This window comes from Amycolatopsis sp. FBCC-B4732, assembly GCF_023008405.1.
Taxonomy (GTDB): domain Bacteria; phylum Actinomycetota; class Actinomycetes; order Mycobacteriales; family Pseudonocardiaceae; genus Amycolatopsis; species Amycolatopsis pretoriensis_A.
In genome coordinates this window covers 7,701,675-7,726,230 of record NZ_CP095376.1, presented here as the reverse complement: position 1 = coordinate 7,726,230, position 24,556 = coordinate 7,701,675, and the positions used below count along the sequence as shown (strand labels likewise).

The following is a 24,556-nucleotide window of genomic DNA, read 5'->3' as shown; positions in this document are numbered from 1 at the left end:
GTCTGTTCGAGTGACGAGGGAGTGGGGATTCGTGCGCTGGTTCCGGAACGCGTCCGTGGTGGCGGTGGCCGTCGCGGCGACGCTCGGCTTGGCCGCCTGTGGTGGTGGCAGCGACAGCGGTGACAAGCCCGCCGCGCAGAGCAAGGGCGGGGCGCCGATCGTCGTCGCGTCCTTCAACTTCACCGACAGCCAGATCCTCGCCGAGATCTACGCCCAGGCGCTGGAGGCCAAGGGCTACCCGGTGACGAAGAAGCTGAACCTGGGCTCGCGGGAGCTGATCTACCCGTCGCTCAAGTCCGGTGAGCTGCAGTTCGTCCCGGAGTACCAGGGCGCGGCGATCACCACCGGCTTCGGCAAGGAGGCGGGCAAGAGCGCGCAGGAGGAGCACGACCAGCTGGCCAAGCTGTTCGAGCCCAGCGGCGTCGGGCTGCTGAACTTCGCGCCCGCCGAGGACAAGAACACCTACATCGTCAAGTCGGACCTGGCCAAGGAAAAGGGCATCGCGTCCATCAGCGACCTGAAGAAGCTCGACAAGGTCGTCATGGCGGGCCCGCCGGAGTGCGAGAAGCGGCTTCCGTGCTTCCTCGGCTTCAAGGAGACCTACAAGCTGACGAACGCGACCTTCCAGACCATCCAGGAAGCCGGGCCGCGGGTCGAGCAGCTCAAGTCCGGGGCCGTCACGGTCATCCCGGTCGACTCGGTCAGCCCGCTGACCGGCGACTCGAACTACACGGTGCTCAAGGACGACCTGAACATCGTGCCGACCGAGAACGTCGTGCCGGCGGTGAACAAGAAGGTGCTCGACGAGCGCGGCGCCGACTTCGCGACCGCCGTCAACGCGGTGAGCGCGAAGCTGACGACCGACGTCATGCGCGACCTGAACAAGCGCGTCGACTCCGACGGGGAAAAGGCCGAAGACGTCGCGAAGGACTGGCTGGCGCAGGCCGGTCTCTAAGCGGTTCCGCGCACGACCCAGGCGCTCGCCCAGAGGGGGATCGAGCCGTCCGGGTTCGTGGGCAGGCGGCCGCGCAGGAGTTCACGGATCTGGTCCCGGCGGGCCTCGGGCAGCGACGCGAGGTACGCGGGGGCCGGGCCCTGCGCGCCGAGGAACGGCTGCCAGTAGTCGTCGAAGTCGCGGAACACCGTCGGGATCTTGATCTCCCCGACGGAGACCCCGGTGAAGCCGGCTTCCGTCCACAGCCTGCCGAGGGGTTCCGGGCGGCACAGCGGGTAGCGGCGCCCTTCGTCGAGGGCGGCGACCGGGTCGAGCTCGCCGGCCGCCTCCCAGAAGCGGCGGATCAGTTCCATGCCCTCGGCGAGGTCCCACAGGTACGCCGCGGCGAGCCCGCCCGGCGCGCTCACCCGGGCGATCTCCGCCGCCGCACGCGCCGGGTCCGGGACGAAGTTCAGCACCAGCCCCGACACCACGACGTCGAAGCGGTCATCGGGGAACGGCAGCTCTTGGGCATCGGCCAGGGTGAACGACGCCCGCGGGTCGGTCACGTTCGCGCGGGCGGTCTCGAGGAACCCCTCGGACGGGTCGGCGCCGACGACCTCCGCCGGGTTCGCCGCCGTCAGCACCGCGGCCGTACACGCGCCCGTGCCGCAGCCGACGTCGAGCCAGCGCCGGCTCGCCGGGACGTCGAGCTGCCGGACGAACGTCTCCGCGATCTTGCGGCTCCAGCGTCCGATGTAGGCCTCGTAAGCGTCGCCTGACTGCCACATGTCCCTGAGTACAGCACAAAAAGCGCTGGTCAGTCCTTCGCCAGCTCGCCGGTCGCGGTATGGCCCGCTGACGTCGTGCGCCGCAGGAAGCCGGCGATCAGCGCCAATTCTTCTTCGCTGTAGCCGGCGCAGAGCTCGTCCATCGCCGTGTTCATCCCCGCGTAGAGCCGGAACAGCTCCGCGTTGCGGCCGCGGACGGCACGCACCGCCACCGAACGCCGGTCGGCGGCCTCCGGATCGCGCTCGCGGACGATCCAGCCACCCTTCTGGAGCCGGTCGAGGATGCCGGTCATGGTCGCCGGGTGCAGACCGGCGCGGCGGGCCAGCGCGCTCGGGCTCAGCGGACCGTGCCGGGCGATCAGCTCGAGGCAGTCCAGGTCGACGTCCTTGAGCGCGAGGTGGGCGCTGACCTGGTGGTTCAGGAGGGAGAGCTGGTTGCGCAGCTCGCGCAGCGACTCCTTCACCGCCACGGTGGACCGGCGTCGGCGGACGCCCGCACCACCATCTGATACGGAAGTCATATGATATGCTCCTCTTATCATCTGGACTTCAGGAATCAGCTTATCTCGGGGGTTCGCCATGATCGTGCTCACCGGCGCCACCGGCCTGGTCGGCCGCTCGCTCACCGCCGAACTGGGCGGCCGTACCCGGGTCGTCACCCGCGCGCCGCGCACGGCGGGCTTCCCGTCCGACGTCGAGGTGGTCGAGGGCGATCCCTCGCGCCCGGAGACCCTCGCGGACGCGCTGCGGGGTGCGTCGGCGCTGTTCCTCCACCCGCGGGCCGTCGGCGCTGCCGCGCACGACCTGGTCGCGCTGGCCCGCGCGGCCGGCGTCCGCCGGGTGGTCGCGCTCTCCGCGGCCAATGTGGACGATGACCTCGCGGCGCAGCCGTCCCGGTTCCGCGGCGACCGCAACAAGGAGGCTGACGACGCTGCCGCGACGAGCGGGCTCGAATGGGTGAGCTTGCGGCCGAGTTCGTTCGCCCTCAACGCGCTGACCGCGTGGGGCGGGCAGATCCGCGCCGGCGACGACGTCCGGTACGTGCACGCCGGGTTCGAGGAGTCGCCGCTCCACGAACGGGACCTGGTCGCGGTGCTGGTCCGCGCGCTCGTCGGCGATGACGTACTCGGCCGCGTCGACCTGACCGGGCCGGAATCGCTGTCACACGCGGAGATGGTGCGGGTGCTCGGCGAGGTGCTCGGCCGGCCGTTGCGGTTCCACGAGGTGCCGGCCGAGGCGGCCGCGCGGGGGATGGTCGCGGGCGGCCTTCCGGAGCCGTTCGTGACGGCGATGATGGCGCGCTACGCCGCCCACCTCGCGCGCCCGCAGTTCCCGCCGACGGCCGAGGTGGAGAAGATCTTCGGCCGCCCGGCCCGGACTTTCGCGGACTGGGCGGCCGACCACGCCGCGGATTTCCAGGGCTGATCCGCGGTCGGGTGAGACCGCGCGCAGGACGTGCACGGCACGGTGGGATCGTGGAGTCTGTTCGCGAAGCTCGCCAGAAGGAGTGAAATGGGAAAGGTCACGGCCACCGCGGAGCGCACCATCGACGCTCCGGCCGACAAGGTTCGCGCGCTCGTCGCCGACTACGCCGAGACGCGCCCGAAGCTGCTCACCGAGCACTACCGCGACTACGAGGTCACCGAAGGCGGGGTCGGCGCCGGGACCAAGGCGGGCTGGAAGCTGCAGGCGACGTCCAAGCGGGTGCGCGACGTCAAGGCCACGGTCAGCGAGCCGAAGCCCGGCACGCTGGTCGAGACCGACGCGAACTCGAGCATGGTCACCACGTGGACGGTCGCCGAGGCCGGTGAGAAGAGCGTCGTGAAGATCGAGACCACCTGGGACGGTGCCGGTGGTGTCGGTGGCTTCTTCGAGAAGACCTTCGCGCCGGGTGGGCTGAAGAAGATCTACGACGGCGTGCTCGGGAAGCTCGCCGAGATCGTGTAGCGCGTCACAATCGGAATGTGCGCCCCGGTTAGCCGGTTCTACCCGGTGGAATCCGGGGCGCCTGCCCCGCTTCGACCGACTTGAGGAGTTCGACGGTGAACGCACCCACCCAGGCGACCGAGATCCGGCTCGCGTCCCGCCCGCACGGCGTCCCCACGCACGACAACTTCGAGATCGTGGACACCGAGATCCCCGCTGCGGGCGAGGGCCAGATCCTGGTGCGCAACCTGGTCATGAGCGTCGACCCGGCCATGCGCGGCCGGATGCGGGACGTGAAGTCCTACGCGCCGCCGTTCGAGGTGGGCGAGGTCATGAACGGCGGGGCGGTCGGCGAGGTCGTCGAGTCCCACGTGGACGGCGTGAAGCCGGGCGACCACGTGCTCCACCAGGCCGGCTGGCGCACGCACGCCGTGCTCGACGCCAAGCGGTTCGTCAAGGTGGACGGCGACGCCGCGCCGCTGTCGACGTACCTCGGCGTGCTCGGCATGCCGGGCCTCACGGCGTACGCGGGTCTGCTGGAGTCGGCCGAGTTCAAGCCGGGCGACACGGTGTTCGTCTCCGGCGCGGCCGGTGCGGTCGGCTCGCTCGTCGGGCAGCTCGCGAAGCTGAAGGGCGCCAAGCGGGTCATCGGCTCGGCGGGTTCGGCGGAGAAGGTCCGCCACCTGATCGACGACCTCGGCTTCGACGCGGCCTTCAACTACAAGGACGGCCCGGTCGCCGAGCAGCTGCACGCCGCGGCGCCCGAGGGCATCGACGTCTACTTCGACAACGTCGGCGGCGAGCACCTCGAAGCGGCGATCGACGCGATCACCGTGCACGGCCGCATCGCCGTCTGCGGGATGATCTCGCAGTACAACGCCACCGAGGCGACGCCGGCGCCGCGCAACCTCTCGCAGATCATCGCCAAGCGGATCACCATCCGCGGCCTGCTGGTGCTGGACCACTGGGGCCTGCAGCAGCAGTTCGTCACCGAGATCGCGCCGCTGGTGCAGTCCGGGCAGATCAAGTACTCGGAGACCTTCGTCGACGGCATCCGCAACGCGCCCGAGGCGTTCCTCGGCCTGCTGTCCGGGGCCAACACCGGCAAGATGCTGGTCCGCATCGCCGGCTAGAGCAGTCCGGCCAGCTCCGGCAGGGTCGACGCGGTGTAGGTGGGCGCGGGCGAACCGGGCAGCGGGCGGACGCCGGGACGGGTGAGCAACGCCGTCTCGAGGCCCGCCGCCTGGGCGCCCGCGATGTCCCAGTCGTGCGCCGCGATCATCACCGCCCGCATCCCGGGGTACGCGGCCACGACCTGGCGGTACGGCTCGGGCGCCGGCTTGAGCCTGCCGACCTGCTCGGCCGAGAAGATCCGGTCGAGCAGCGGCGCCAGCCCGGCGTTCTGCAGCTGCGCCTCGGCGGTGGCGAGCGGCGAGTTCGTCAGCGCGACGACGGTGTGTCCCTTTTCGCGCAGCTTCGCGAGGCCGGGCTCGACGTCCGGGTGCGCGGGCAGCGAGCGCAGACCCGCGGCGACCTTCGCGAGGTCCACTTCCCGCCCGTGCCGGTCGGCGACCTCGATCGCGGCTTCCCCGGCGATGCCCGCGAAGTCGCGGTAGCCGCCGGTGGCCGTCACGGTCAGGACCGTGTGGATGGCCAGCCCGAACCACTCCCGCCGCACGTCGGGCCCGCCGACGACGGCGTCCATGGCGGCGAGGTCGAGCAGGGTCTCGTTGACGTCGAAGACGCAGAGCATGGGTTCAGTATTGCTGGGTCAGCGCCCGTTCGTTGAGTCCCGCGTCGAGTTCTTCCGCCGACATGGGCAGCGCCATCTGGTCGCGCATGATCGTGCCGAGCGTCGGCAGCGTCGAGCGGTCCGGCCAGGTCGCCGGGTCCCACAGCGAGGACCGCAGGAACGCCTTCGCGCAGTGCATGTACAGCTCTTCGACCTCGACGACCACCGCGAGCTTCGGCCGCTTGCCCCGCACCACCAGCGAGTCGAAGAAGGGCGCGTCCGAGACCAGCTTCGCGCGACCGTTCACCCGGAGCGTCTCGTTCATCCCCGGCACCAGGAACAGCAGGCCGGCGTGCGGGTTGTCGATGATGTTGCGGAAGCTGTCGATCAGCTTGTTGCCGGGGCGGTCGGCGAGCACGAGGGTCTTGTGGTCGAGCACCAGGACGGAGCCCGCGGGGTCGCCCCGCGGCGAGACGTCGCAGCTGCCGTCGGGAGCGGACGTCGCCAGCAGGACGAACGGCGAGTGCGCGATCAGGTTCCGCGCGTGCTCGTCGATCCGGTCGATGATCTTCTGCTGGGTGATCGGCTTGGCTTCGCCGATCAGGTCCCGCAAGGCCTCGTGTGAGTCGATGATCCCCATGCGTCCAAGCTAGCGCGCCGCACCGACAGTCCGGCCCGCGATCGCGATGCGGGCCGCCGTCGTCGACTTCTCGACCACCAGGTCCACCGAATAGCCGTGCTTCACGAAGACGCCGTCGAGCTGGAACGTGCCGTAGCCGTGCGCCTGGGTGAACAGCTGCTCCATCAGCTCCAGCGCCGTCGCCGGGTCCGGCGCGACCGCCAGGCAGCGCATCAGGAACTCGTCGGTCAGCCGACGGGTCTGTTCGTGCAGCTCGGTCTGCTCGGGGCCGTGCAGGCCGTCGGCGTAGAGGACGTTCATCCCGGCCCGCCGCTCGATCAGGTAGCGGGTGTACGCGCCGGCCGCCGCGGCCAGTGCGTCCGCCGGGTCGGTGTGCTCGGCCGCCGCGGTGGCGACGCGCTCGGCGAGCTGGCAGGCGATCGTGCACGCGACCTCGGCGAGCAGGCTCTCGCGGTCGGCGAAGTGGCGGTAAGGCGCGCCCGGGCTGACCTTCGCGCGCCGGGCGACCTCGGCGACCGAGAAGCCGGCCAGCCCCTGCTCCGCGATGAGGTCGAGGGAGACGCGCACGAGTTCGCCGCGGAGGTCGCCGTGGTGGTACTTGCCGCCCATGAGCTGGTTCACATCTCCCGATCGAAATATGTAAGACCTCTCTTACGTAGACATGTAAGAGACCTCTTACGAGGACCAACGGTACTTGAACCTGGAGGGTTCCATGAGCACCACCACGCACGCCATTGCCGCACCGGCGCCGGGTGCGCCGCTCGCACCGACCACGATCGAGCGCCGTGACCTGCGTGCCGACGACGTCCTGATCGACATCGCCTACGCCGGCATCTGCCACAGCGACATCCACCAGGCCAAGGAAGACTGGGGCCAGGCGATCTTCCCGATGGTCCCGGGTCACGAGATCGCCGGCGTCGTCGCCGCGGTCGGCTCGGACGTCACGAAGTACCAGGTCGGCGATCGCGTCGGCGTCGGCTGTATGGTCGACTCCTGCGGCGAGTGCGAATACTGCCTGGCCGGCACCGAGCAGTTCTGCGTCAAGGGCAACGTCCAGACCTACAACGGCGTCGGCTTCGACGGCGAGAACACCTACGGCGGCTACAGCAACCAGATCGTCGTGAAGGACGCCTTCGTCTGCCGCATCCCCGAAGGCATCGACCTCGACGTCGCCGCGCCGCTGCTGTGCGCGGGCATCACCACCTACTCGCCGCTGCACCACTGGGGCGCCGGCCCCGGCAAGAAGGTCGCCGTGATCGGCCTCGGCGGGCTCGGGCACATGGGCGTCAAGATCGCCGCCGCGATGGGCGCCGAGGTGACCGTGCTGAGCCAGAGCCTCAAGAAGCAGGAAGACGGCCTGAAGCTCGGCGCGACCGACTACTACGCGACCAGCGACGAAGCGACGTTCGACGTCCTCAAGGGCAAGTTCGACGTCATCCTCAACACCGTGTCGGCCAAGCTGCCGATCGACGCCTACCTGGGCCTGCTCAAGGTCGGCGGTGCGATGGTCAACGTCGGCGCGCCCGGCGAGCCGCTGAACTACAACGCGTTCTCGCTGCTCGGCGGCAACAAGGTGCTGGCCGGCTCGATGATCGGCGGCATCGCGGAGACCCAGGAGATGCTGGACTTCTGCGCGAAGCACGGCATCGGCGCGGAGATCGAGACGATCCCGGCCGCCAAGGTCAACGAGGCCTACGAGCGCGTCGAGAACTCCGACGTGCGCTACCGCTTCGTGATCGACGCCAAGACGATCGGCGCCTGAGGAAGAGCACGGCAACCGCGTCAGAACACCACGGTGCGGTTGCCGTGCACCAGCACCCGGTTCTCCAGGTGCCAGCGCAGGCCGCGGGCCAGCGTCACCTTCTCGATGTCGCGGCCCTTGCGGACCATGTCCTCGACCGAGTCGCCGTGGTCGACGCGGATGACGTCCTGGTCGATGATCGGGCCCGCGTCGAGGTCCGCCGTCACGTAGTGGCAGGTCGCGCCGACCAGCTTCACGCCGCGGGTGTGGGCCTGGTGGTACGGCTTCGCGCCGACGAACGACGGCAGGAAGCTGTGGTGGATGTTGATCGCCCGCCCGGCCCAGTCGCGGCACAGGTCCGCGGGCAGGATCTGCATGAACCGGGCCAGCACCACCGCGTGCGGGTCGTGCTCGTCGACCAGCTCGCGGACCTCCTCGAACGCGGCTTCCTTGCCCCCGGCCGGGAACGGCACGTGGTGGAACGGGATGCCGTGCGCGCGGGTGATGTCGGCGAGGGACTCGTGGTTGCCGATCACCGCCGCGATGTCGACGTCGAGCTCGCCGGAGGCGACCCGGCCGAGCAGGTCGTACAGGCAGTGCCCGGCCTTCGAGACGAGCACCACCGCGCGGCGCCGCTCGCCGGTGTCGCTGACCTGCCAGCTCGACTCCGCGGACAGGTCCGCGGCCACCGCGCCGAAGCGCGCGCGCAGCCCGGCGGCGTCGAACGGCAGCGAGTCGGCCCGGACGACCTGGCGGGTGAAGAACCAGCCGGTGTCCGGGTCGGTGTGGTAGGCCGCTTCGACGATCCAGCCGCCGTGCTCGGCGAGGAACCCGGAGATCCGGGCGATGATGCCGGTGCGGTCGGGGCAGCCGAAGGTGATGACGTAGCGGCGTTCGGGAGCGGTCACGACGGCATTCTCCCTCGCGCTGGTCAGGGCGCCGCGAGTGGTGCTAGGTCGTCCGTGACGGACGCCCGGCGCACGCGGTAGACGTCGGCGCCGGGTCCACCAGGTCATGGACAGTCCACTTCGGACAGTTCGGCACCGGGGTCACCGGGCCGGCCCGCAGCGCCGCCCGCTTCAGCGCCTCGGCGTGGACGTCGATCGCTTCGAGCGTGGGCCGACCGTAGCCGCCGGCCGGCTTCGATGGCGAAGACCAGGCCCAGGCCGAGGCTGAACGACAGCAGCAGGCCCTTGCCCGGCTCGTCGGCGAACGCGGCGCCGCCGGCCAGGCCGATCAGCACGCTGTACACCGCCCAGATCGCGGCACCGGCGAGGTCGAGCACGACGAACCGCGGCAGCGGGTAGCCCAGGCTGCCGTTCGCGAGCGAGCTGGCGACGCGCCCGCCGGGCAGGTAGCGGGCGGCGATGATGAGCAGCCCGCCGTTGCGCCGGACCTGGTCGCGCGCCCACCCGTAGCGGCGTTGCCCCTCCGGTCCGCGCTGCAGCCACGCGACGGCCCGCGGCCCCGCGGACCGCCCGACGGCGTACCCGAGGCAGTCTCCCGCCCACGCCCCGCCGGCCGCGACGGCGGCGAGCGCGGTCAGCTGCGCGGGATCGGGCCCGAGCAGGACGGCGACGGTGACGACGGTCGTTTCGCTGGGCATGAACGGCAGCAGAGCGTCCAACCCGGACACCGCGAAGACGACCACCCACAGCCACGGCGAGCCGAGCGCGCCGCGCAGCAGCTCGGTGACCTGCCCCAGGAGTTCCACGGCTCAATGGTGATCACCGCAGGTCACTTCGGGGTGACGCAGCGGGGGTGCCCCGGTGAACGTTCAGGCGGGGGCGACCGAATCCCACGGCACGGTCAGCTCGCCCAGCCGGATCCGGGACGGCGGCCCGAGCACCGGCCAGCCGCGCGCGGCCAGCAGCCGGACCGCCTCCAGCCAGCGCGAGCGGACCCCGAACGCCTGGTGCGGCGCCGCCGTCGCCCAGCAGGTGTCCAGCGCCGACAGCAGCGCGTGCACCCGCTCGCCCGGTACGTTCCGGTGGATCAGCGCCTTCGGCAGCCGTTCGGCGATCGTCGAGGGCCGGTCGAGCCCGGCCAGCCGCAGCGAGAGCGTCAGGGAGACCGGCCCGGCCGACGACACCAGCACCCACGTCGACAGCCGCCCGATCTCGTCGCAGGTGCCCTCGACCAGCAGGCCGCCGGGCGCCATCGAGGCCAGCACCAGCTCCCACGCGCCCGCGACCTCGTCCTCCGCGTACTGCCGCAGCACGTTGAAGGCGCGCACCAGCGCCGGCCGGGTGCCCGCCAGCTCGAACCCGCCCCGGCGGAAGTCCAGCAGCGGCGGTGCCGCGGCGGGCAACGCGGCCGCGACGCGCACCGGGTCCAGTTCCAGGCCGAGCACCCGGACGTCCGGCCGGACCCGCCGCACCCAGCGGGCCAGCTCGACCGTCGTCACCGGGGAAGCGCCGTAGCCGAGGTCGACGACCAGCGGGTCCGGGGCCGCGCGCAGCAGCCGGGTCGTGGCCGGCGCCGACGCGATCCACCGGTCGACCCGGCGCAGGCGGTTCGGGTTCGTCGTGCCGCGGGTCGGCGCGCCGACCGGGCTCAGGCGGCCCCGGCCAGCCACTTCGCGGTGAATTCGGCTTCGTGCTCCAGCAGCTTCGTGACCTGCTCGGCGATCACGCTCTCCAGCTTCCCGCCGAACAGCGGGATCCGGACCGTCACCTCGCCGCTCGTCCGCAGCACGGTCGTGTCGCCGTTGGCCAGCACCGCCGTCCGCGCGGCGATCTCGCCCGGGACCCCGCCGACCTCGACCGACGCCTGGCCCTGGTGGCCGGTGCCGTCCTTGCTCACGCGCCAGGTCTGCGTCCGGGTCACGATCAGGTCGCCCTTGTGCAGCGTCCGCACCGCCGACGGCAGCTTGTCCGCGCTGATGCCCTGCCGCAGCCGGTAGGTCAGGCCGGTGTCGGAAACGTCGTACGACAGCAGTTCGGCGTCGTGCCCGCCGAGCTCCGCCAGCCGGGCCCGCAGCGCGTCCTCGCCGGACACCGCGGCGTAGACGGCGGCCACGTCGGCGGCGAACTCAGCACGGTGCTCGATCCGGGATCCCATGAGCCGGACAGTACCGTCAGGCGGGTGAACACCGCCCCGACTCCCGCGCTCCCGCAGCTCTCGGCGTACACCACCCTGCGCCTCGGCGGCCCCGTCAGCCGGTTCGCCACCGCCGTGACCAGCGAAGAACTCGTCGAGGCCGTCCGCGACGCCGACGCGGCGGGCGAGCCGGTGCTGCTGCTCGGCGGCGGCTCCAACCTGGTGGTCGCCGACGCGGGGTTCGACGGCACGCTGGTCGAGGTGGCGAACACCGGCTGGCGCCGCGACGGTGACTTCGTCGACGTCGAGGCCGGCCAGAACTGGGACGCCTTCGTCGCCGGGCTGGTCGAGGCCGGCCTGGGCGGGCTCGAGTGCCTGTCGGGCATCCCCGGCAGCGTCGGCGCGACGCCGATCCAGAACGTCGGCGCGTACGGCTGCGAAGTCGCCGAGTCGATCGTCTCGGTCGAGCTGTACGACCGCGTGACGCGCGAGGTGCGCACGCTCAAGGCCGACGAGCTCGGCTTCGCCTACCGCACCAGCGTCCTCAAGGGCACCGACACCGGCGTCGTCCTCTCGGTCCGCTTCGAGGTCCGCGAAGACGGCCTCTCCGCGCCCATCCGCTACGCCGAGCTGGCGCGCACCCTGGGCGTCGAGATCGGGGCCCGGGTCCCGGCCGCCGAGGCGCGGGAAGCCGTGCTCGGCCTGCGCCGCGGCAAGGGCATGGTGCTCGACCCGGCCGACCACGACACGTGGAGCGCGGGCTCGTTCTTCACCAACCCGATCGTCCCGGGCGCCGAAGCGGAAGCGGTCCTCGAGCGGATCACGGCGGCGGTCGGTTCGGCGGTCCCGCAATACCCGGCCGACGGCGGCACGAAGCTGTCGGCGGCCTGGCTGATCGAGCGCGCCGGCTTCGCCAAGGGGTACCCCGGACCGGGGAACCGCGTCTCGCTGTCGACGAAGCACACCCTCGCGCTGACCAACCGCGGCGGCGCGTCGACCGAAGACCTATTGGCGCTGGCCAGGGAGGTGCGGGACGGTGTCGAACAGCGCTTCGGCGTCCGGCTGCACCCCGAGCCGCTGCTGATCAACTGCGTCATTTGAGCCGAACCGGGCAACCTGGACGTGGATGAGACGTCTTTGTCGACAAAGGCGTAGCTACCTGATCGGATGGTTTTTACCTTTCGGCGGGTAACGTCGGACGTGCCACCAGCGCTAAGGGCTTGGACTCGCTGGTCGGCGGGGGAACTCGGGAGGTTTTCGGTGATCGGACGGCGCACGGTCTTCAAAGCCGCGCTCGCGGCGGGGGCCGCACTCGTGGCCGCGGCGTGTTCGAGCACGAACGACGGCACCGCGCTGCCCACCGGGGCGGCGGGCGCCGACGGGGAAAGCGCGCAGCCCGTGGCGAAGATCACGGCCGAGCCGGCGGTCGGCGCCAAGGACGCCGCGGTGCTCAAGCCCGTGGTGATCAAGGTCGCCGACGGCAAGCTCACCGAGTGCAAGGTGACCGCCGAGGGCGGCAAGGCCGTCAAGGGCGACACCGCGCCCGACGGGCTCACCTGGACCAGCTCCGAGCCCCTCGGCTACGGCAAGACCTACACCTACGCGGCCAAGGCCACGGGCACCGACGGCAAGCCGGCCGAGCTCGCCGGCACGTTCACCACGATCAGCCCGGCCAAGCAGGTCCGCGCCACGCTCAACCCCGTCGACAACCAGACGGTCGGCGTGGCCATGCCGATCAGCGTCAAGTTCGCGTCGCCGGTCAAGGACCGCGCGGCCGTCGAGAAGGCCCTGTCCGTGAAGACGGACAAGGACGTCGAAGGTGCCTGGGGCTGGCTGTCGGACAGCCAGGTCGACTACCGGCCGAAGGAGTACTGGCCGCAGAACATCACCGTGAGCGTCGAGGCGAAGCTCTACGGCGTCGAGCTCGGCGGTGGCGCGTACGGCAAGACCGACGTCACCACGAAGTTCAAGATCGGCCGCAACCAGGTCGTCAAGATCAGCACGCCCGAGCACCAGATGCACGTCTACCGCGGCGGCTCGCAGGTCAAGAGCTACCCGTGCGCGAACGGGCTGGACGCCGAGGTCGACCGCAACACCCCGAACGGCACCTACATGGTGATGAGCAAGGAGCCGTCGGCGATCTTCGACAACGCCCGCTACGGCTACACCAACGTCAACAAAAAGTGGGCCTGCCGGTTCTCCAATCACGGCGAGTTCATCCACGAGAACCAGGACAACGCGGCCAACATCGGGAAGAACAACAACTCCCACGGCTGCGTCAACCTGCTCGAAGCCGACGCCAAGGACTACTTCGACTCGGCGCTGGTCGGCGACCCGGTCGAGATCACCGGCTCGAAGCTGTCGCCGCCGATGAACTCCGACGTCAAGGACTGGAACTACAGCTGGGCGGCCTGGCAAGGGCTGGGTGCGAAGTAACCCGTGCGCACCGAAGTCGTCGGGCACGGCGGGGTCCGGCTCGGCCTGCGGGTCGAGGGAGCCGAGAACAGCAGGCCGATCGTGTTCGTGCACGGCTGGGCGCAGTCGGCGGACTGCTGGGCGGCGCAGCTGGCCGACCCCGCGCTGACCGAGCGCTTCCGGTTGGTCGCGGTGGACCTGCGGGGCCACGGCGCCTCCGACGTCCCCACCTCGGGCTACGACGACCCACGCGTCTGGGCCGACGACCTCGCCGCGGTGCTCGACTTCGCGGGGCCGGACGCGATCGTCGTCGGCTGGTCCTACGGCGGCCTGGTGCTCGTGGACCACATCCGCGTGCACGGCACCGCACGGCTGGGCGGCCTCGTGCTCGTCGGGGCCATCACCGAGATCGGCCGCGACCGGCCGGGCGGGCGCGTCGGACCGCTGATGCGCGAGCACATGCGGGCGATGCTTTCGGACGATCCGGACACCGCGGTCCCGGCGCTCACCGAGTTCTGCCGCGGGATGGCCGCCGGGCCGGTGCCCGGCGCGCAGGTCCAGGCCATGCTCGGGGCGTCTCTCTGCGTGCCCCCCGCCGTTCGTGCGGCGCTCTTCCGCCGGGACATCGGCAGCGAAGAAGTGCTGGTCACGGTGGACAAACCGGCTCTGGTGGCGCACGGAACGGCCGACCGCGTGATCGAACCCTCGGTAGCCGAACACGCACTCGGGAAGATTCCGGGTGCCCTCGGGCGTTGGTTCGCTGACGGGGGGCATGCGCCCTTCGCCGAGTCCGCGGCCGAGTTCGACGCGGTGCTGCGGCAATTCGCCGAGGAATGCTGAAGTACGCAGGAGACGTGACCACGTGACCAGCTCTCACCGGGGGTTCCGGGCTGCGCCGCGCCGGATAGCGGTGCTGTCCGTCCACACCTCACCGCTCGAACAGCCGGGTACCGGCGACGCGGGCGGGATGAACGTCTACGTCAGCCAGACCGCGATCGAGATGGCCCGCCGCGGCGTCGAGGTCGAGGTCTTCACCCGCGCGACCGCGTCCGACCAGCCGCCGGTGGCCGAGCTGGCGCCCGGGGTGACCGTGCGGCACGTGCAGGCGGGGCCGTTCGAGCCGCTGGGCCGCGACGAGCTGCCCGCGCAGCTGTGCGCGTTCACCTCCGGCGTGCTGCGGACCGAGGCGTTCCACGAGCCCGGCCACTACGACCTCATCCACTCGCACTACTGGCTCTCGGGCCAGGTCGGCTGGCTCGCCCGCGACCGCTGGTCGGTCCCGCTGGTGCACACCGCGCACACACTGGCGAAGGTGAAGAACGCCGCGCTCGCCGAGGGCGACAAGCCCGAGCCGCGCACCCGCGTGATCGGCGAGGAGCAGGTGGTCGCCGAGGCCGACCGGCTGGTCGCCAACACCGCGGTCGAGGCGCGCCAGCTCATCGACCTCTACGACGCCGAGCCACACGCCGTGCACGCCGTGCCGCCGGGCGTCGACCTCGAACGCTTCACGCCCGGCTCCCAGTCCCTCGCCCGCGCGGAACTGGGACTGGCTGCGGACGACGTCGTGCTCGCCTTCGCCGGCCGCATCCAGCCGCTCAAGGCGCCGGACGTGCTGCTGCACGCCGCCGCCGCGATGCTGCGCCGCCGCCCCGAGCTGGCTTCGCGCCTGGTCGTGCTGATCGTCGGCGGGCCGTCGGGCACCGGGCTGGAACAGCCGCAGGCCCTGCGTGAGCTGGCCGCTTCGCTGGGCATCGAGGCGCAGGTCCGGTTCCTGCCGCCGCAGCCGGGTGAGCGCCTCGCCCGCGTCTTCCGCGCCGCCGACGTCGTCGCGGTGCCCAGCTACAACGAGTCGTTCGGCCTGGTCGCACTGGAGGCGCAGGCCTGCGGCACGCCGGTGGTCGCGGCCGAGGTCGGCGGGCTGCCGGTGGCGGTGCCGCACGGCGTGTCCGGCCTGCTGGTGCCCGGGCACGGCGCCGAGGAGTGGGCGGACGCGCTGGCCGCGGTCGCGCTGCGCCCGGACCGGCGGGCCGAACTGGGTGCGAACGCCGTCGTGCACGCGCGCCGGTTCTCCTGGCGCCGCACGACGGACGCGCTGCTCGACATCTATGCTCAGGCCACCAGCGCGTTCCGGCAGGCGCTGGACCTGCGCGCGGAGGTGGCGGTGTGAGCCTGGACCAGCTGATCCAGTCCACTTTGGACTCGGCGGAGCTGAAGTACGACAAACGCGGTCCCGGCAAGTACTTCGTCACCCTCCCCGGCACGAAGAAGCTCCAGACCAACGCGTGGCTGGTCGACGGCGACCACGCGTTTTCGGTGGAGGCCTTCGTCTGCCGCCGCCCCGACGAGTCCCATGAGGACGTTTACCGGTTCCTGTTGCAGCGCAACGCGAAACTCTACGGCGTGCACTACACGGTGGACAGTCTCGGGGACATCTACCTGGTCGGCCGGTTCGGCAAGGAGACCATGTCGGCCGACGAGCTCGACAAGGTGCTCGGCCAGGTCCTCGAAGCCGCCGACGGCGACTTCAACACGCTGCTGGAGATCGGCTTCGCGACGTCGATCAAGCGCGAGTGGGACTGGCGCGTCTCCCGCGGCGAGTCGCTGGCGAACCTGCAGGCGTTCAAGCACCTCGTCGCCCCCGCGCAGCCGCACGAACCGGGCTTGACCGAGTCGTGACCATGGCCGTGCAACGGCCTTGAACCGGACATCCGTCTCACCGCCAGTCGAAACTGGAGGGAGAAGCAGGATGCGGACTCGATGGAGAGCGGGGCTCGCGGCCGTGGCCGTGGCCTTCGCGCTGGCCGGCTGCTCGTCGGCGGGCAACGGGGCATCGTCCACGGCGGACAGTGGCGGGGTCGCGCCCGCCGTCCCGAAGCAGGGGACGGGCGGCAAGGCGGAATCGAAGGTGACACCGCCGCAGGCCGGCGCCACCGACCGGAAGCTGTCCCGCAGCGCCCGGCTGGAGCTGACCGCGACGAAGGTCACCGACGTCGTCGCGCAGGCCCGCGGGATCGCGCAGGGCGCGGGCGGCTACACCGGGCAGGAGAGCACCGGCGAGGAGTACGCGACGCTCACCCTCGCGGTGCCGGCGGACAAGCTCGACGGCGCCCTCGACCAGCTCTCGCACCTGGGCTCGAGCCTGGTGAAGCGGGAGCTGAACACGCAGGACGTGACCGAGCAGGTCGTCGACGTCGACGCGCGGCTGCAGACGCAGCGGGCGTCGGTCGAGCGGATCCGCGCGCTGCTCGCGCGGGCGACCTCGGTGTCGGAGATCGCCTCGGTCGAGAGCGAGCTGACCAGCCGCGAGTCGACGCTGGAATCGCTGGAGCAGCAGAAGAACTCGCTGGCGGGCAGCGTCGCGATGGCGACGGTGGCGATGAGCGTCCGGAGCGTGGCGGCGCCCCCACCGGCCGAAGAGGACCACAGCGGATTCCTGGGCGGCCTGGCCGGCGGCTGGGACGCGTTCCTGACCTTCGGCGGCGGCTTGCTGACGGTGCTGGGCGCGATCGCGCCGTTCTTGCTGATCGTGGGCCCGCTGGCCTGGGCGGCCTGGTGGCTGAACCGGCGCCGCCGCGCGGCACGACCGGAGCCGACCGAGGTGTGAGTGGGCGTGCTTGCGACGTCGTGAAAGACCCGTTCATCGCGTTTGGTGGGGTGAACGGGTCTTTCATGGTGTGCGGAGCTGTGCGGCTTGGTCCGTCTCGGGTGTGGGGGCGCGGCTTTGAACGGGAGCCGGTCGAGGTGTGGGCGGGCGTGCTTGCGACGTCGTGAAAGACCCGTTCACTGCGTTTGGTGGGGTGAACGGGTCTTTCATGGTGTGCGGAGCTGTGCGGCTTGGTCCGTCTCGGGTGTGGGGGCGCGGCTTTGAACGGGAGCCGGTCGAGGTGTGAGTGGGCGTGCTTGCGACGTCGTGAAAGACCCGTTCATCGCGTTTGGTGGGGTGAACGGGTCTTTCATGGTGTGCGGAGCTGTGCGGCTTGGTCCGTCTCGGGTGTGGGGGCGCGGCTTTGAACGGGAGCCGGTCGAGGTGTGGGCGGGCGTGCTTGCGACGTCGTGAAAGACCCGTTCACTGCGTTTGGTGGGGTGAAAGGGTCTTTCATGGTGTGCGGAGCTGTGCGGCTTGGTCCGTCTCGGGTGTGGGGGCGCGGCTTTGAACGGGAGCCGGTCGAGGTGTGGGCGGGCGTGCTTGCGACGTCGTGAAAGACCCGTTCACTGCGTTTGGTGGGGTGAACGGGTCTTTCATGGTGTGCGGAGCTGTGCGGCTTGGTCCGTCTCGGGTGTGGGGGCGCGGCTTTGAACGGGAGCCGGTCGAGGTGTGGGCGGGCGTGCTTGCGACGTCGTGAAAGACCCGTTCACTGCGTTTGGTGGGGTGAAAGGGTCTTTCATGGTGTGCGGAGCTGTGCGGCTTGGTCCGTCTCGGGTGTGGGGGCGCGGCTTTGAACGGGAGCCGGTCGAGGTGTGAGCGGGCAGGCGGGACGGCTCGAGGGAGGGGGGAGTCGCGATCTCGAGCCGCCCCGCTGAAGTTCCCGCCGATCAGGACCCGGTGACGAGGGGGGTGCCAACGGGGCCGGCGGGCCGCGGCTCGGCAGGGGGGAGACGAGCCGCGGTCAAAGCCCGAATGCGGCCGGGGAGTGCGTGGAATCCAGCCGCTCGGGACGTAGTCAACCTGTCAGATCTCGACGGGTAATCACAAGACTACTCACTAGTCCGTTCGAGTGAATTTACCGCTGAGCGATAACGGTGTGCAGTTCGCTGCCCGGAATTTGCGCGTTGTTGGCGCTTTGCCTTGTCGAAGAGTGAGGTGTTACTTAGGAGTAACACACTCTGCGTAGGTCGAGGTCACTGGTGGATTCACGAAACGGTTCTGGCAGGCTTGGCGCATGGCTGAACTCGGGACGTTGGTGCTGCTCCGCCACGGGCAGAGCACGTGGAACGCGGAAAACCTGTTCACCGGCTGGGTGGACGTGCCGCTGTCGGAGCAGGGTGAGGGCGAAGCCCGCCAGGGCGGCACGCTGCTGGCCGGCGCCGGCCTGCTGCCGGACGTGGTGCACACCTCGCTGCTGCGCCGCGCGATCGCCACCGCGAACATCGCGCTGGACGCCGCCGACCGGCACTGGATCCCGGTCAAGCGCGACTGGCGGCTCAACGAGCGCCACTACGGCGCGCTGCAGGGCAAGGACAAGAAGCAGACCCTCGCGGAGTTCGGCGAGGAGCAGTTCATGCTCTGGCGCCGCTCCTACGACACCCCGCCGCCCGCGATCGACCCGAAGGACGAGTGGAGCCAGGCCGGCGACGCCCGGTACGCGAACCTCGGCGACGACGCGCCGCTGACCGAGTGCCTCAAGGACGTCGTCGAGCGGCTCCTGCCGTACTGGGAGTCCGCGATCGTGCCGGACCTGCGGGCGGGCAAGACCGTGCTGGTCGCCGCGCACGGCAACTCGCTGCGCGCGCTCGTCAAGCACCTCGACGGGATCTCCGACGCCGACATCGCCGGCCTGAACATCCCGACCGGCATCCCGCTGCGCTACGACCTCACCGACGACCTCAAGCCGGTCAAGGCCGGCGGCGAGTACCTCGACCCCGAGGCCGCCAAGGAGGCCGCCGCCGCGGTCGCCAACCAGGGCCGCTGAGCTAGGGCGAGACGACCGGCCGCACGCCGGTCGCCTTCCAGCTCGCCCCTTCGCGGACGACGTCGAGTTCGGCCGTGAAGGGGCGGGTGGTCACCTTCCCGGTGGTGTCGGTGACCTGCAGCGTCGTGAAGAACAGCACGACCGCCCGTTCACCGGCGATCGCGAGGCCCCCGGCCATCGGGTTCGGGCCGAGCGCGACCTTCGTGCCCACCTTGCGGATCGCCTCGACGTAGGTCGCCTTCCTCGAGCGGTAGTCGCTCAGCAGCGGATCGGCGAGGACGGCTTCGGCCCGGGCGTAGCTGCCTTCGGGATCGCCGCTGTCGGTCGTGAAGAGCGCGCCCGCCACCGCGCGGGCGCCGGCCAGCGCCGAGTCGCGCACCCCGCCGGGGCTACCGTCGTCCGGCTGCGCGGCCGGCGTCGGCTGCGCCGGGTCCATCGCGAGGTCGGTGAGCCGCCAGCGCCCGCCTTGCCGGGTCGCGGTGACCGCGACCGTGGCCAGGCCCTGCGCGGCGCCGCTGTCCTGCCGGAGCACGGCCAGTTCGCGGATCCGGTCGCCGGTGAACTCCACCGCGGCCGCCTCCCGCACCCGCGTGACCAGGTGGACCGGCTGCGGGCTCTTCCTAATCTGGTCGAACAACGCCGTGAGCTGGTCCTTCGCCGCGCCGGTGACGTTCGAGGCGACGGCCTGGTCGAAGGCCGCCGGGTTCGCGGAGTCGTAGCTGAACACCGCTTCGGCCGCCGTCTTCACGTCGGCGAGCGCGGCGGCCGTCCCGGGTGCGTTGACCAGCGCGAGGTTGCCCGTCAGCGGCTGAGCCGTCCCCGAGACCGCCGACGAGCACGCCGACGTCACCAGGACGAGCGCCAGGAGAGCTCGCTTCACAGGAGTCCGGCTTCGCGGGCCCGCGCCCCGGCCTGGAACCGCGACGACGCGCCCAGGACGTCCATCAGCTCCGCCACCCGGCGCCGGTAGGTCCGCAGGCCCACGCCGAGGGTGCGGGCCGCCGTCTCGTCCTTGCAGCCGGACGCCAGCTGCTCGAGGATCTCGCGCGCGCCCAGCTCGGTGAACCGGGCCTGGTAGGACTCGAGGTCGGTGCCGCCGGCCCAGGCCGCCTCGAACAGCGACTGGATGCCCTGGACCAGCTCCGGGCTGCTGACGACGGTGTAGCTGCGGACGCCGCCGACGTGGTCGCCCGCCACGATCGCGATCCGGCGGTCCAGCAGGATCGTCTCGTTGACCTCGCGCTCGGTGATCCGGATGCGGGCGCCGTGCGTGGTCATGAACCGCAGGTGCTCCGCCAGCGCCGGGTCGAACAGGACGCCGGGCAGGTACATCTTGCGCACGGACATCGAGCGCACGGCCTGCTCCCGTTCCGGCGCGCTCGGGTGCGCCACCGACCAGGTGTGCAGGTCCCGCGCCGCGCACGAGATCTCCGTCGCGGTCGCGAACAGGTGCCGGGTCCGCTCGAACAGCTCGGCCTCGCCCCGCACGACGACGACGTCACTCACTCTCTCCACGCATTCCAGTCTGGCAGCAAAATGCCAAAACCGGCGGTGCGCGGGCCGGATCGCGACGCTGGAGCCATGACCACGAACACCACCGCCACCCCCGCCGCCGCGGCGGGCACCTGGAAGCTCGGCTCCTTCGAAGTCAACCGGCTCGGGTTCGGCGCGATGCGCCTGATGTCCACTTCGGACGGCGGCATCCGGAGCCGCGAGACGGCGATCGCCGTGCTGCGCCGCGCGGTCGAGCTCGGCGTCAACCACATCGACACCGCCGTCTTCTACTTCGCCGGCCCGCGCTCGGCCAACGAGCTGATCAACACCGCCCTCGCGCCCTACGAGAACCTGACGATCACCACCAAGGTCGGCCCGGGCCGCGACTTCACCGGCGCGTTCTACACCGCCCGCCCGGACCAGCTGCGGGCCCAGGTCGAAGAGAACCTCCGCGAGCTGGGGCTGGACCACCTCGACGTCGCCAACTACCGGATCGGCGAAGGCCTGGACCGCGGGGAAGGCTCGCTCGCCGACGGCTTCGGCGCGCTCGCCGAGCTGCGCGAGGAAGGTCTCATCCGCGAGCTGGGCATCTCCAACGTCGCGCCGCACCACCTCACCGAGGCCCTCGAGATCGCGCCGGTCGTCTGCGTCCAGAACCAGTACGGCCTCACCGCCCGCCGGGAGGACGACGAGATCGTCCGGATGTGCGCCGAGCGCGGCATCGCTTTCGTGCCGTTCTTCGCCGTCGCCAGCGGCCAGGGGGAGGACGAGCGGGTCGCCACCGTCGCGCGCCGGCACGACGCCACCCCCGCGCAGGTGCGCCTCGCGTGGACCCTGCACCAGGGCCCGCACGTGCTCGCCATCCCCGGCACCGGCGACGTCGCGCACCTCGAGCAGAACGTCGCCGCGGCGGCGCTGGAGCTCACCGCGGACGATTTGGCGACACTCGACGCGAAGGGGTGAATTCACCCGGTATGTCTCGCCGCGGAATCGATCGGGTGAACGCCGCCTGAAGCCCCGGCGAACATGTCCTCCGCAGGTGTCGCGGTGCTCACGACAAGGCGGACAACGCTAGGCCGAAGGGCCACTTCTCAGCTTACGATCGGCCCGTGACCACGCCTGTTTCACTCGCACTGGCCATCGGCGCACTGGTGGCCGGTGCGGTGGCCGGCTACCTCCTCGCGCGGGCCCGCTCGCGCCGGGAGGAAGCCCGGCCACCGGGCCCGACGGTCGCCGAGCTCCTCGAACGGCTGGTCCGCTCCTCGAACAACGGCATCGTCGTGCTCAACCGGTTCGGCGACATGGTGCTGCACAACCCACGCGCCTACGAGCTGGGTCTCGTCAAGGTCAACCAGGCCGACCCGCGGGCCCGCAAGGCCGCCGAGCAGGTCGTCGAGACCGACGAGCCGCTGGAGATCGACCTTTCGCCGCTGGAGGCCCGCGGCCGCCAGCCGGAAGCGGTGCTCGGCCAGGTCCGGCCGCTCGGCGACGGCTTCACCGTCGTCGAGGCCGTCGACCACTCCGAGGCCATCCGCCTGGAGGCCGTGCGCCGCGACTTCGTCGCCAACGTCAGCCACGAGCTCAAGACCCCGGTCGGCGCGATCGCGCTGCTCACCGAGGCCGTCCTCGACGCCGCCGATGACGTCGAAGAGGTCCGCCGGTTCGGCGGCAAGATCCTGCGCGAGTCCACCCGCCTCGGCCAGCTCGTCACCGAGCTGATCGCGCTGTCGCGGCTGCAGGGCGCCGAACGGCTGCCCGACCTCAACGTCGTCGAGGTCGACGCGGTCGTCCGCGAGGCGCTCGGCCGGACCACGCTCTCGGCCGAGTCGGCCGACATCCGGATCACCACCGACACCGCCAGCGGCCTGCTCATCGAGGGCGACCGGACGCTGCTGGTCACCGCGCTGTCGAACCTGCTGGAGAACGCGGTCGCGTACTCGCCGGCCGGCAGCCCGGTCTCGATCAGCAGGCGGCTGGCCGACGGGATGGTCGAGGTCGCCGTCACCGACCGCGGCATCGGCATCCCCGAGGACGAGCAGACCCGGGTGTTCGAGCGCTTCTACCGCGCCGACAAGGCCCGCTCGCGCGCCACCGGCGGCACCGGGCTGGGCCTGGCGATCGTCAAGCACGTCGCGGCCAACCACGGCGGCTCGGTCGGGCTGTGGAGCCGGCCGGGCACCGGCTCGACGTTCACCCTGCGCATCCCCGCGCACGTCAGCCCCGAGCCCGCGCCGGAGCCGGCGCGGGCCGCCAAGACCTCGCCGGCACCGCGGCAGGAGAAGACCCCCGAGCGCACCCAGAGGCTCGTGGTTACCGGGCAGGACAGCCCAGATCATGGAGGAAACCTGTGACCAGGGTTCTCATCGTCGAGGACGAGGAGTCGTTCGCCGACCCCCTCGCCTTCCTGCTGCGCAAGGAAGGGTTCACCGCGGCCGTGGCCGGCACCGGCCAGGCCGCGCTGGAGGAGTTCGACCGCAACGGCGCCGACATCGTGCTGCTCGACCTGATGCTGCCCGGGATGAGCGGCACCGACGTGTGCAAGCAGCTGCGCCAGCGCTCGGCCGTGCCGGTGATCATGGTGACCGCGCGAGACAGCGAGATCGACAAGGTCGTCGGCCTGGAACTGGGCGCGGACGACTACGTCACCAAGCCGTACTCGGCGCGGGAGCTGATCGCGCGGGTCCGGGCGGTCCTGCGCCGCGGCGGCGAGCCGGGCTCGGAGGGCGAGCTGGCCCCGCTGGTGCTCTCGGCGGGCCCGGTGCGGATGGACGTCGAGCGGCACGTGGTGACCGTCGACGGCGCCGAGGTGTCGCTCCCGCTCAAGGAGTTCGACCTCCTCGAGTACCTGCTGCGCAACGTCGGCCGGGTGCTGACCCGCGGGCAGCTGATCGACCGGGTGTGGGGCGCGGACTACGTCGGCGACACGAAGACGCTCGACGTCCACGTGAAGCGGCTGCGCTCGAAGATCGAACCGGACCCGGGCTCGCCGCGGCACCTGGTGACGGTTCGCGGACTGGGCTACAAGTTCGAGACGTAAATCCTCTTTGGGCGGCTTCGTCCCGGCGGGAGGCGCGCCGGGACGAAGCCGCACCGAGTGTTTTCGGTTACAAGTTCGAGACCTGGCGCCGGGGCCGGTACCCTGGACCCCCGTGCGCCTAGGGGTACTCGACGTCGGTTCCAACACCGTCCACCTGCTCGTGGTCGATGCCCACCGTGGCGCCCACCCGACCCCGATGCATTCCGAGAAGTCCGTGCTGCGGCTGGCCGAGCAGATCACCCCCGGCGGGGAGCTCTCGAAGGCCGGTGCCGACGAGCTCGTGACCGCCGTCGAATCCGCCAAGGACGCGGCCGCGCGGCTGGGCTGCGAAGAGCTGATGGCCTTCGCCACCTCCGCGGTCCGCGAAGCGAAGAACTCCGCCAAGGTGCTGGCCCGCGTGGCCGACAAGACCGGCGTCGAGCTGCAGGTCCTGTCCGGGGTCGACGAAGCCCGGCACACCTTCCTCGCCGTCCGCCGGTGGTACGGGTGGTCGGCCGGGCAGCTGCTCGTGCTCGACATCGGCGGTGGCTCGCTCGAGGTCGCGATGGGCCGTGACGAAGAACCCGTGCTGGCCGAATCCCTGCCGCTCGGGGCCGGGCGGACCACGCGCACCCGGTTCAAGCACGACCCGCCGACGCGCTCCGAGCTCGTCGCGACGTCGGCGTGGCTGGACGACCAGCTCACCGAGCTCGCGCGCAAGGTCGCCAAATGGGGTGAACCGGACCGCGTCGTGGCCACGTCGAAGACCTTCCGGTCACTCGCCCGGCTGACCGGCGCCGCCCCTTCGGCGGCCGGCCCGCGCGTGCGACGTACGCTCACGGACACCGCGTTGCGCCAGCTCCTGGCCTTCATCTCGCGGATGTCCTCGGCCGATCTGGCCCACCTGGAGGGCGTCAGCTCGGGCCGATCGCACCAGCTGGTGGCGGGTGCGCTCGTCGCGCAGGCCACGATGCGGGCGCTCGGAGTTCCGGAACTCGAGATTTGCCCGTGGGCTCTGCGAGAGGGTGTGATCCTGCGGCGGCTGGACCATTCCAACGGCGCGGATGAGACTGGAGCCGCCCACGCCGGGCGCTTCAGCGCACAGGAGGACCGGTGAAAGCACCCGGCTGGACTTCCCGGACGGAGAACGGGCACGGTGGAGAGGTGACGGAGATGCGAAGGTCGGTGCACAGCG

Annotated in this window: 27 protein-coding genes; 16 read left to right on the top strand and 11 right to left on the bottom strand. The window is 71.2% G+C overall.

The features are described from left to right. Positions 1-31: 31 nt before the first annotated feature. The gene (locus MUY14_RS34410) at positions 32-955 is read left to right on the top strand and encodes an ABC transporter substrate-binding protein (RefSeq protein WP_247015469.1); all 924 of its coding nucleotides are present in this window, start codon (positions 32-34) and stop codon (positions 953-955) included. On the opposite strand, the gene MUY14_RS34405 is transcribed toward MUY14_RS34410, so the two are convergent. Next, a complete protein-coding gene (locus MUY14_RS34405; protein ID WP_247015467.1) occupies positions 952-1,725 on the bottom strand; it encodes a class I SAM-dependent methyltransferase in 774 nt (257 codons plus the stop codon). The two genes, MUY14_RS34410 and MUY14_RS34405, sit on opposite strands and share 4 nt — an antisense overlap. Before the next feature lie 29 nt (positions 1,726-1,754). Beyond that, positions 1,755-2,246, bottom strand: coding sequence for a MarR family transcriptional regulator (locus MUY14_RS34400; protein ID WP_247015465.1), 492 nt, complete (start codon positions 2,244-2,246; stop codon positions 1,755-1,757). Positions 2,247-2,304: 58 nt separating this feature from the next. Between MUY14_RS34400 and MUY14_RS34395 the strand changes: the two genes are divergently transcribed. From MUY14_RS34395 to MUY14_RS34385, 3 genes are all read left to right on the top strand, one after another. Beyond that, positions 2,305-3,150 carry an NAD(P)H-binding protein gene (locus tag MUY14_RS34395; protein ID WP_247015463.1) on the top strand — a complete coding sequence of 282 codons (846 nt, stop codon included), beginning with the start codon at positions 2,305-2,307 and terminating at the stop codon, positions 3,148-3,150. An 87-nt stretch (positions 3,151-3,237) separates the two neighbouring features. Beyond that, the gene (locus MUY14_RS34390; RefSeq protein WP_247015461.1) at positions 3,238-3,672 is read left to right on the top strand and encodes an SRPBCC family protein; all 435 of its coding nucleotides are present in this window, start codon (positions 3,238-3,240) and stop codon (positions 3,670-3,672) included. Between the two features lie 95 nt (positions 3,673-3,767). Beyond that, complete coding sequence (locus MUY14_RS34385) at positions 3,768-4,784, top strand: NADP-dependent oxidoreductase (protein WP_247015459.1); 1,017 nt, start codon at positions 3,768-3,770, stop codon at positions 4,782-4,784. Here MUY14_RS34385 and MUY14_RS34380 read toward each other — a convergent pair. Genes MUY14_RS34380 through MUY14_RS34370 form a run of 3 tightly spaced genes read right to left on the bottom strand, consistent with a single transcriptional unit; the run spans position 4,781 to position 6,632 of the window. Further along, complete coding sequence (locus MUY14_RS34380; protein ID WP_247015457.1) at positions 4,781-5,404, bottom strand: HAD family hydrolase; 624 nt, start codon at positions 5,402-5,404, stop codon at positions 4,781-4,783. The two genes, MUY14_RS34385 and MUY14_RS34380, sit on opposite strands and share 4 nt — an antisense overlap. A gap of 4 nt (positions 5,405-5,408) precedes the next feature. Beyond that, positions 5,409-6,023: a pyridoxamine 5'-phosphate oxidase family protein gene (locus tag MUY14_RS34375; RefSeq protein WP_247015455.1), complete on the bottom strand. Its 615-nt coding sequence runs from the start codon at positions 6,021-6,023 to the stop codon at positions 5,409-5,411. Positions 6,024-6,032: 9 nt separating this feature from the next. Beyond that, positions 6,033-6,632: a TetR/AcrR family transcriptional regulator gene (locus MUY14_RS34370; protein ID WP_396126874.1), complete on the bottom strand. Its 600-nt coding sequence runs from the start codon at positions 6,630-6,632 to the stop codon at positions 6,033-6,035. Between the two features lie 103 nt (positions 6,633-6,735). Between MUY14_RS34370 and MUY14_RS34365 the strand changes: the two genes are divergently transcribed. Continuing rightward, the gene (locus MUY14_RS34365; protein ID WP_247015451.1) at positions 6,736-7,785 is read left to right on the top strand and encodes an NAD(P)-dependent alcohol dehydrogenase; all 1,050 of its coding nucleotides are present in this window, start codon (positions 6,736-6,738) and stop codon (positions 7,783-7,785) included. A 20-nt stretch (positions 7,786-7,805) separates the two neighbouring features. On the opposite strand, the gene purU is transcribed toward MUY14_RS34365, so the two are convergent. The 4 genes from purU to MUY14_RS34345 form a co-directional block, all read right to left on the bottom strand. Beyond that, the gene (gene purU / locus MUY14_RS34360) at positions 7,806-8,672 is read right to left on the bottom strand and encodes a formyltetrahydrofolate deformylase (protein WP_247015449.1); all 867 of its coding nucleotides are present in this window, start codon (positions 8,670-8,672) and stop codon (positions 7,806-7,808) included. A gap of 104 nt (positions 8,673-8,776) precedes the next feature. Next, entirely contained in the window at positions 8,777-9,478 is a 702-nt protein-coding gene (locus tag MUY14_RS34355; RefSeq protein WP_247015447.1) for a DedA family protein, read from the bottom strand. Between the two features lie 63 nt (positions 9,479-9,541). Next, positions 9,542-10,342, bottom strand: coding sequence for a class I SAM-dependent methyltransferase (locus tag MUY14_RS34350; RefSeq protein WP_247015445.1), 801 nt, complete (start codon positions 10,340-10,342; stop codon positions 9,542-9,544). Next, on the bottom strand, positions 10,321-10,827 hold the full coding sequence (locus MUY14_RS34345; RefSeq protein WP_247015443.1) for a DUF2505 domain-containing protein: 507 nt from the start codon (positions 10,825-10,827) through the stop codon (positions 10,321-10,323). The genes MUY14_RS34350 and MUY14_RS34345 overlap by 22 nt, the downstream gene beginning before the upstream one ends. A 24-nt stretch (positions 10,828-10,851) precedes the next feature. On the opposite strand from MUY14_RS34345, the gene MUY14_RS34340 reads away from it, so the two are divergent. From MUY14_RS34340 to MUY14_RS34310, 7 genes are all read left to right on the top strand, one after another. After that, entirely contained in the window at positions 10,852-11,907 is a 1,056-nt protein-coding gene (locus MUY14_RS34340) for a UDP-N-acetylmuramate dehydrogenase (protein WP_247015441.1), read from the top strand. A 159-nt stretch (positions 11,908-12,066) separates the two neighbouring features. Then, the gene (locus MUY14_RS34335; RefSeq protein WP_247015438.1) at positions 12,067-13,242 is read left to right on the top strand and encodes an Ig-like domain-containing protein; all 1,176 of its coding nucleotides are present in this window, start codon (positions 12,067-12,069) and stop codon (positions 13,240-13,242) included. 3 nt (positions 13,243-13,245) lie between these two features. Continuing rightward, positions 13,246-14,061, top strand: a complete 816-nt coding sequence (locus MUY14_RS34330; protein ID WP_247015435.1) for an alpha/beta fold hydrolase — start codon at positions 13,246-13,248, stop codon at positions 14,059-14,061. Between the two features lie 22 nt (positions 14,062-14,083). Further along, positions 14,084-15,388, top strand: coding sequence for a D-inositol-3-phosphate glycosyltransferase (gene mshA / locus MUY14_RS34325; protein ID WP_247015433.1), 1,305 nt, complete (start codon positions 14,084-14,086; stop codon positions 15,386-15,388). Further along, the gene (locus tag MUY14_RS34320; RefSeq protein ID WP_247015431.1) at positions 15,385-15,897 is read left to right on the top strand and encodes a YbjN domain-containing protein; all 513 of its coding nucleotides are present in this window, start codon (positions 15,385-15,387) and stop codon (positions 15,895-15,897) included. Before mshA ends, MUY14_RS34320 begins: the two co-directional genes overlap by 4 nt. Positions 15,898-15,967: 70 nt before the next feature. After that, positions 15,968-16,825, top strand: a complete 858-nt coding sequence (locus MUY14_RS34315; protein WP_247015429.1) for a DUF4349 domain-containing protein — start codon at positions 15,968-15,970, stop codon at positions 16,823-16,825. Positions 16,826-18,101: 1,276 nt separating this feature from the next. Beyond that, entirely contained in the window at positions 18,102-18,851 is a 750-nt protein-coding gene (locus MUY14_RS34310; protein WP_247015427.1) for a phosphoglyceromutase, read from the top strand. A gap of 1 nt (position 18,852) precedes the next feature. On the opposite strand, the gene MUY14_RS34305 is transcribed toward MUY14_RS34310, so the two are convergent. Both MUY14_RS34305 and MUY14_RS34300 read right to left on the bottom strand, forming a co-directional pair. Further along, a complete protein-coding gene (locus MUY14_RS34305) occupies positions 18,853-19,731 on the bottom strand; it encodes a hypothetical protein (RefSeq protein WP_247015425.1) in 879 nt (292 codons plus the stop codon). Next, positions 19,728-20,366 carry a DNA-binding response regulator gene (locus MUY14_RS34300; RefSeq protein WP_247015423.1) on the bottom strand — a complete coding sequence of 213 codons (639 nt, stop codon included), beginning with the start codon at positions 20,364-20,366 and terminating at the stop codon, positions 19,728-19,730. Before MUY14_RS34300 ends, MUY14_RS34305 begins: the two co-directional genes overlap by 4 nt. A gap of 66 nt (positions 20,367-20,432) precedes the next feature. Between MUY14_RS34300 and MUY14_RS34295 the strand changes: the two genes are divergently transcribed. The 4 genes from MUY14_RS34295 (at position 20,433) to MUY14_RS34280 (ending at position 24,478) form a co-directional block, all read left to right on the top strand. Continuing rightward, positions 20,433-21,308 carry an oxidoreductase gene (locus MUY14_RS34295; protein ID WP_247015421.1) on the top strand — a complete coding sequence of 292 codons (876 nt, stop codon included), beginning with the start codon at positions 20,433-20,435 and terminating at the stop codon, positions 21,306-21,308. 146 nt (positions 21,309-21,454) lie between these two features. Then, positions 21,455-22,696, top strand: coding sequence for a cell wall metabolism sensor histidine kinase WalK (locus tag MUY14_RS34290; RefSeq protein ID WP_247015419.1), 1,242 nt, complete (start codon positions 21,455-21,457; stop codon positions 22,694-22,696). Next, positions 22,693-23,382: a response regulator transcription factor gene (locus tag MUY14_RS34285; RefSeq protein WP_003062718.1), complete on the top strand. Its 690-nt coding sequence runs from the start codon at positions 22,693-22,695 to the stop codon at positions 23,380-23,382. The genes MUY14_RS34290 and MUY14_RS34285 overlap by 4 nt, the downstream gene beginning before the upstream one ends. Before the next feature lie 112 nt (positions 23,383-23,494). Next, complete coding sequence (locus tag MUY14_RS34280) at positions 23,495-24,478, top strand: Ppx/GppA phosphatase family protein (protein ID WP_247015417.1); 984 nt, start codon at positions 23,495-23,497, stop codon at positions 24,476-24,478. Positions 24,479-24,556 lie beyond the last annotated feature (78 nt).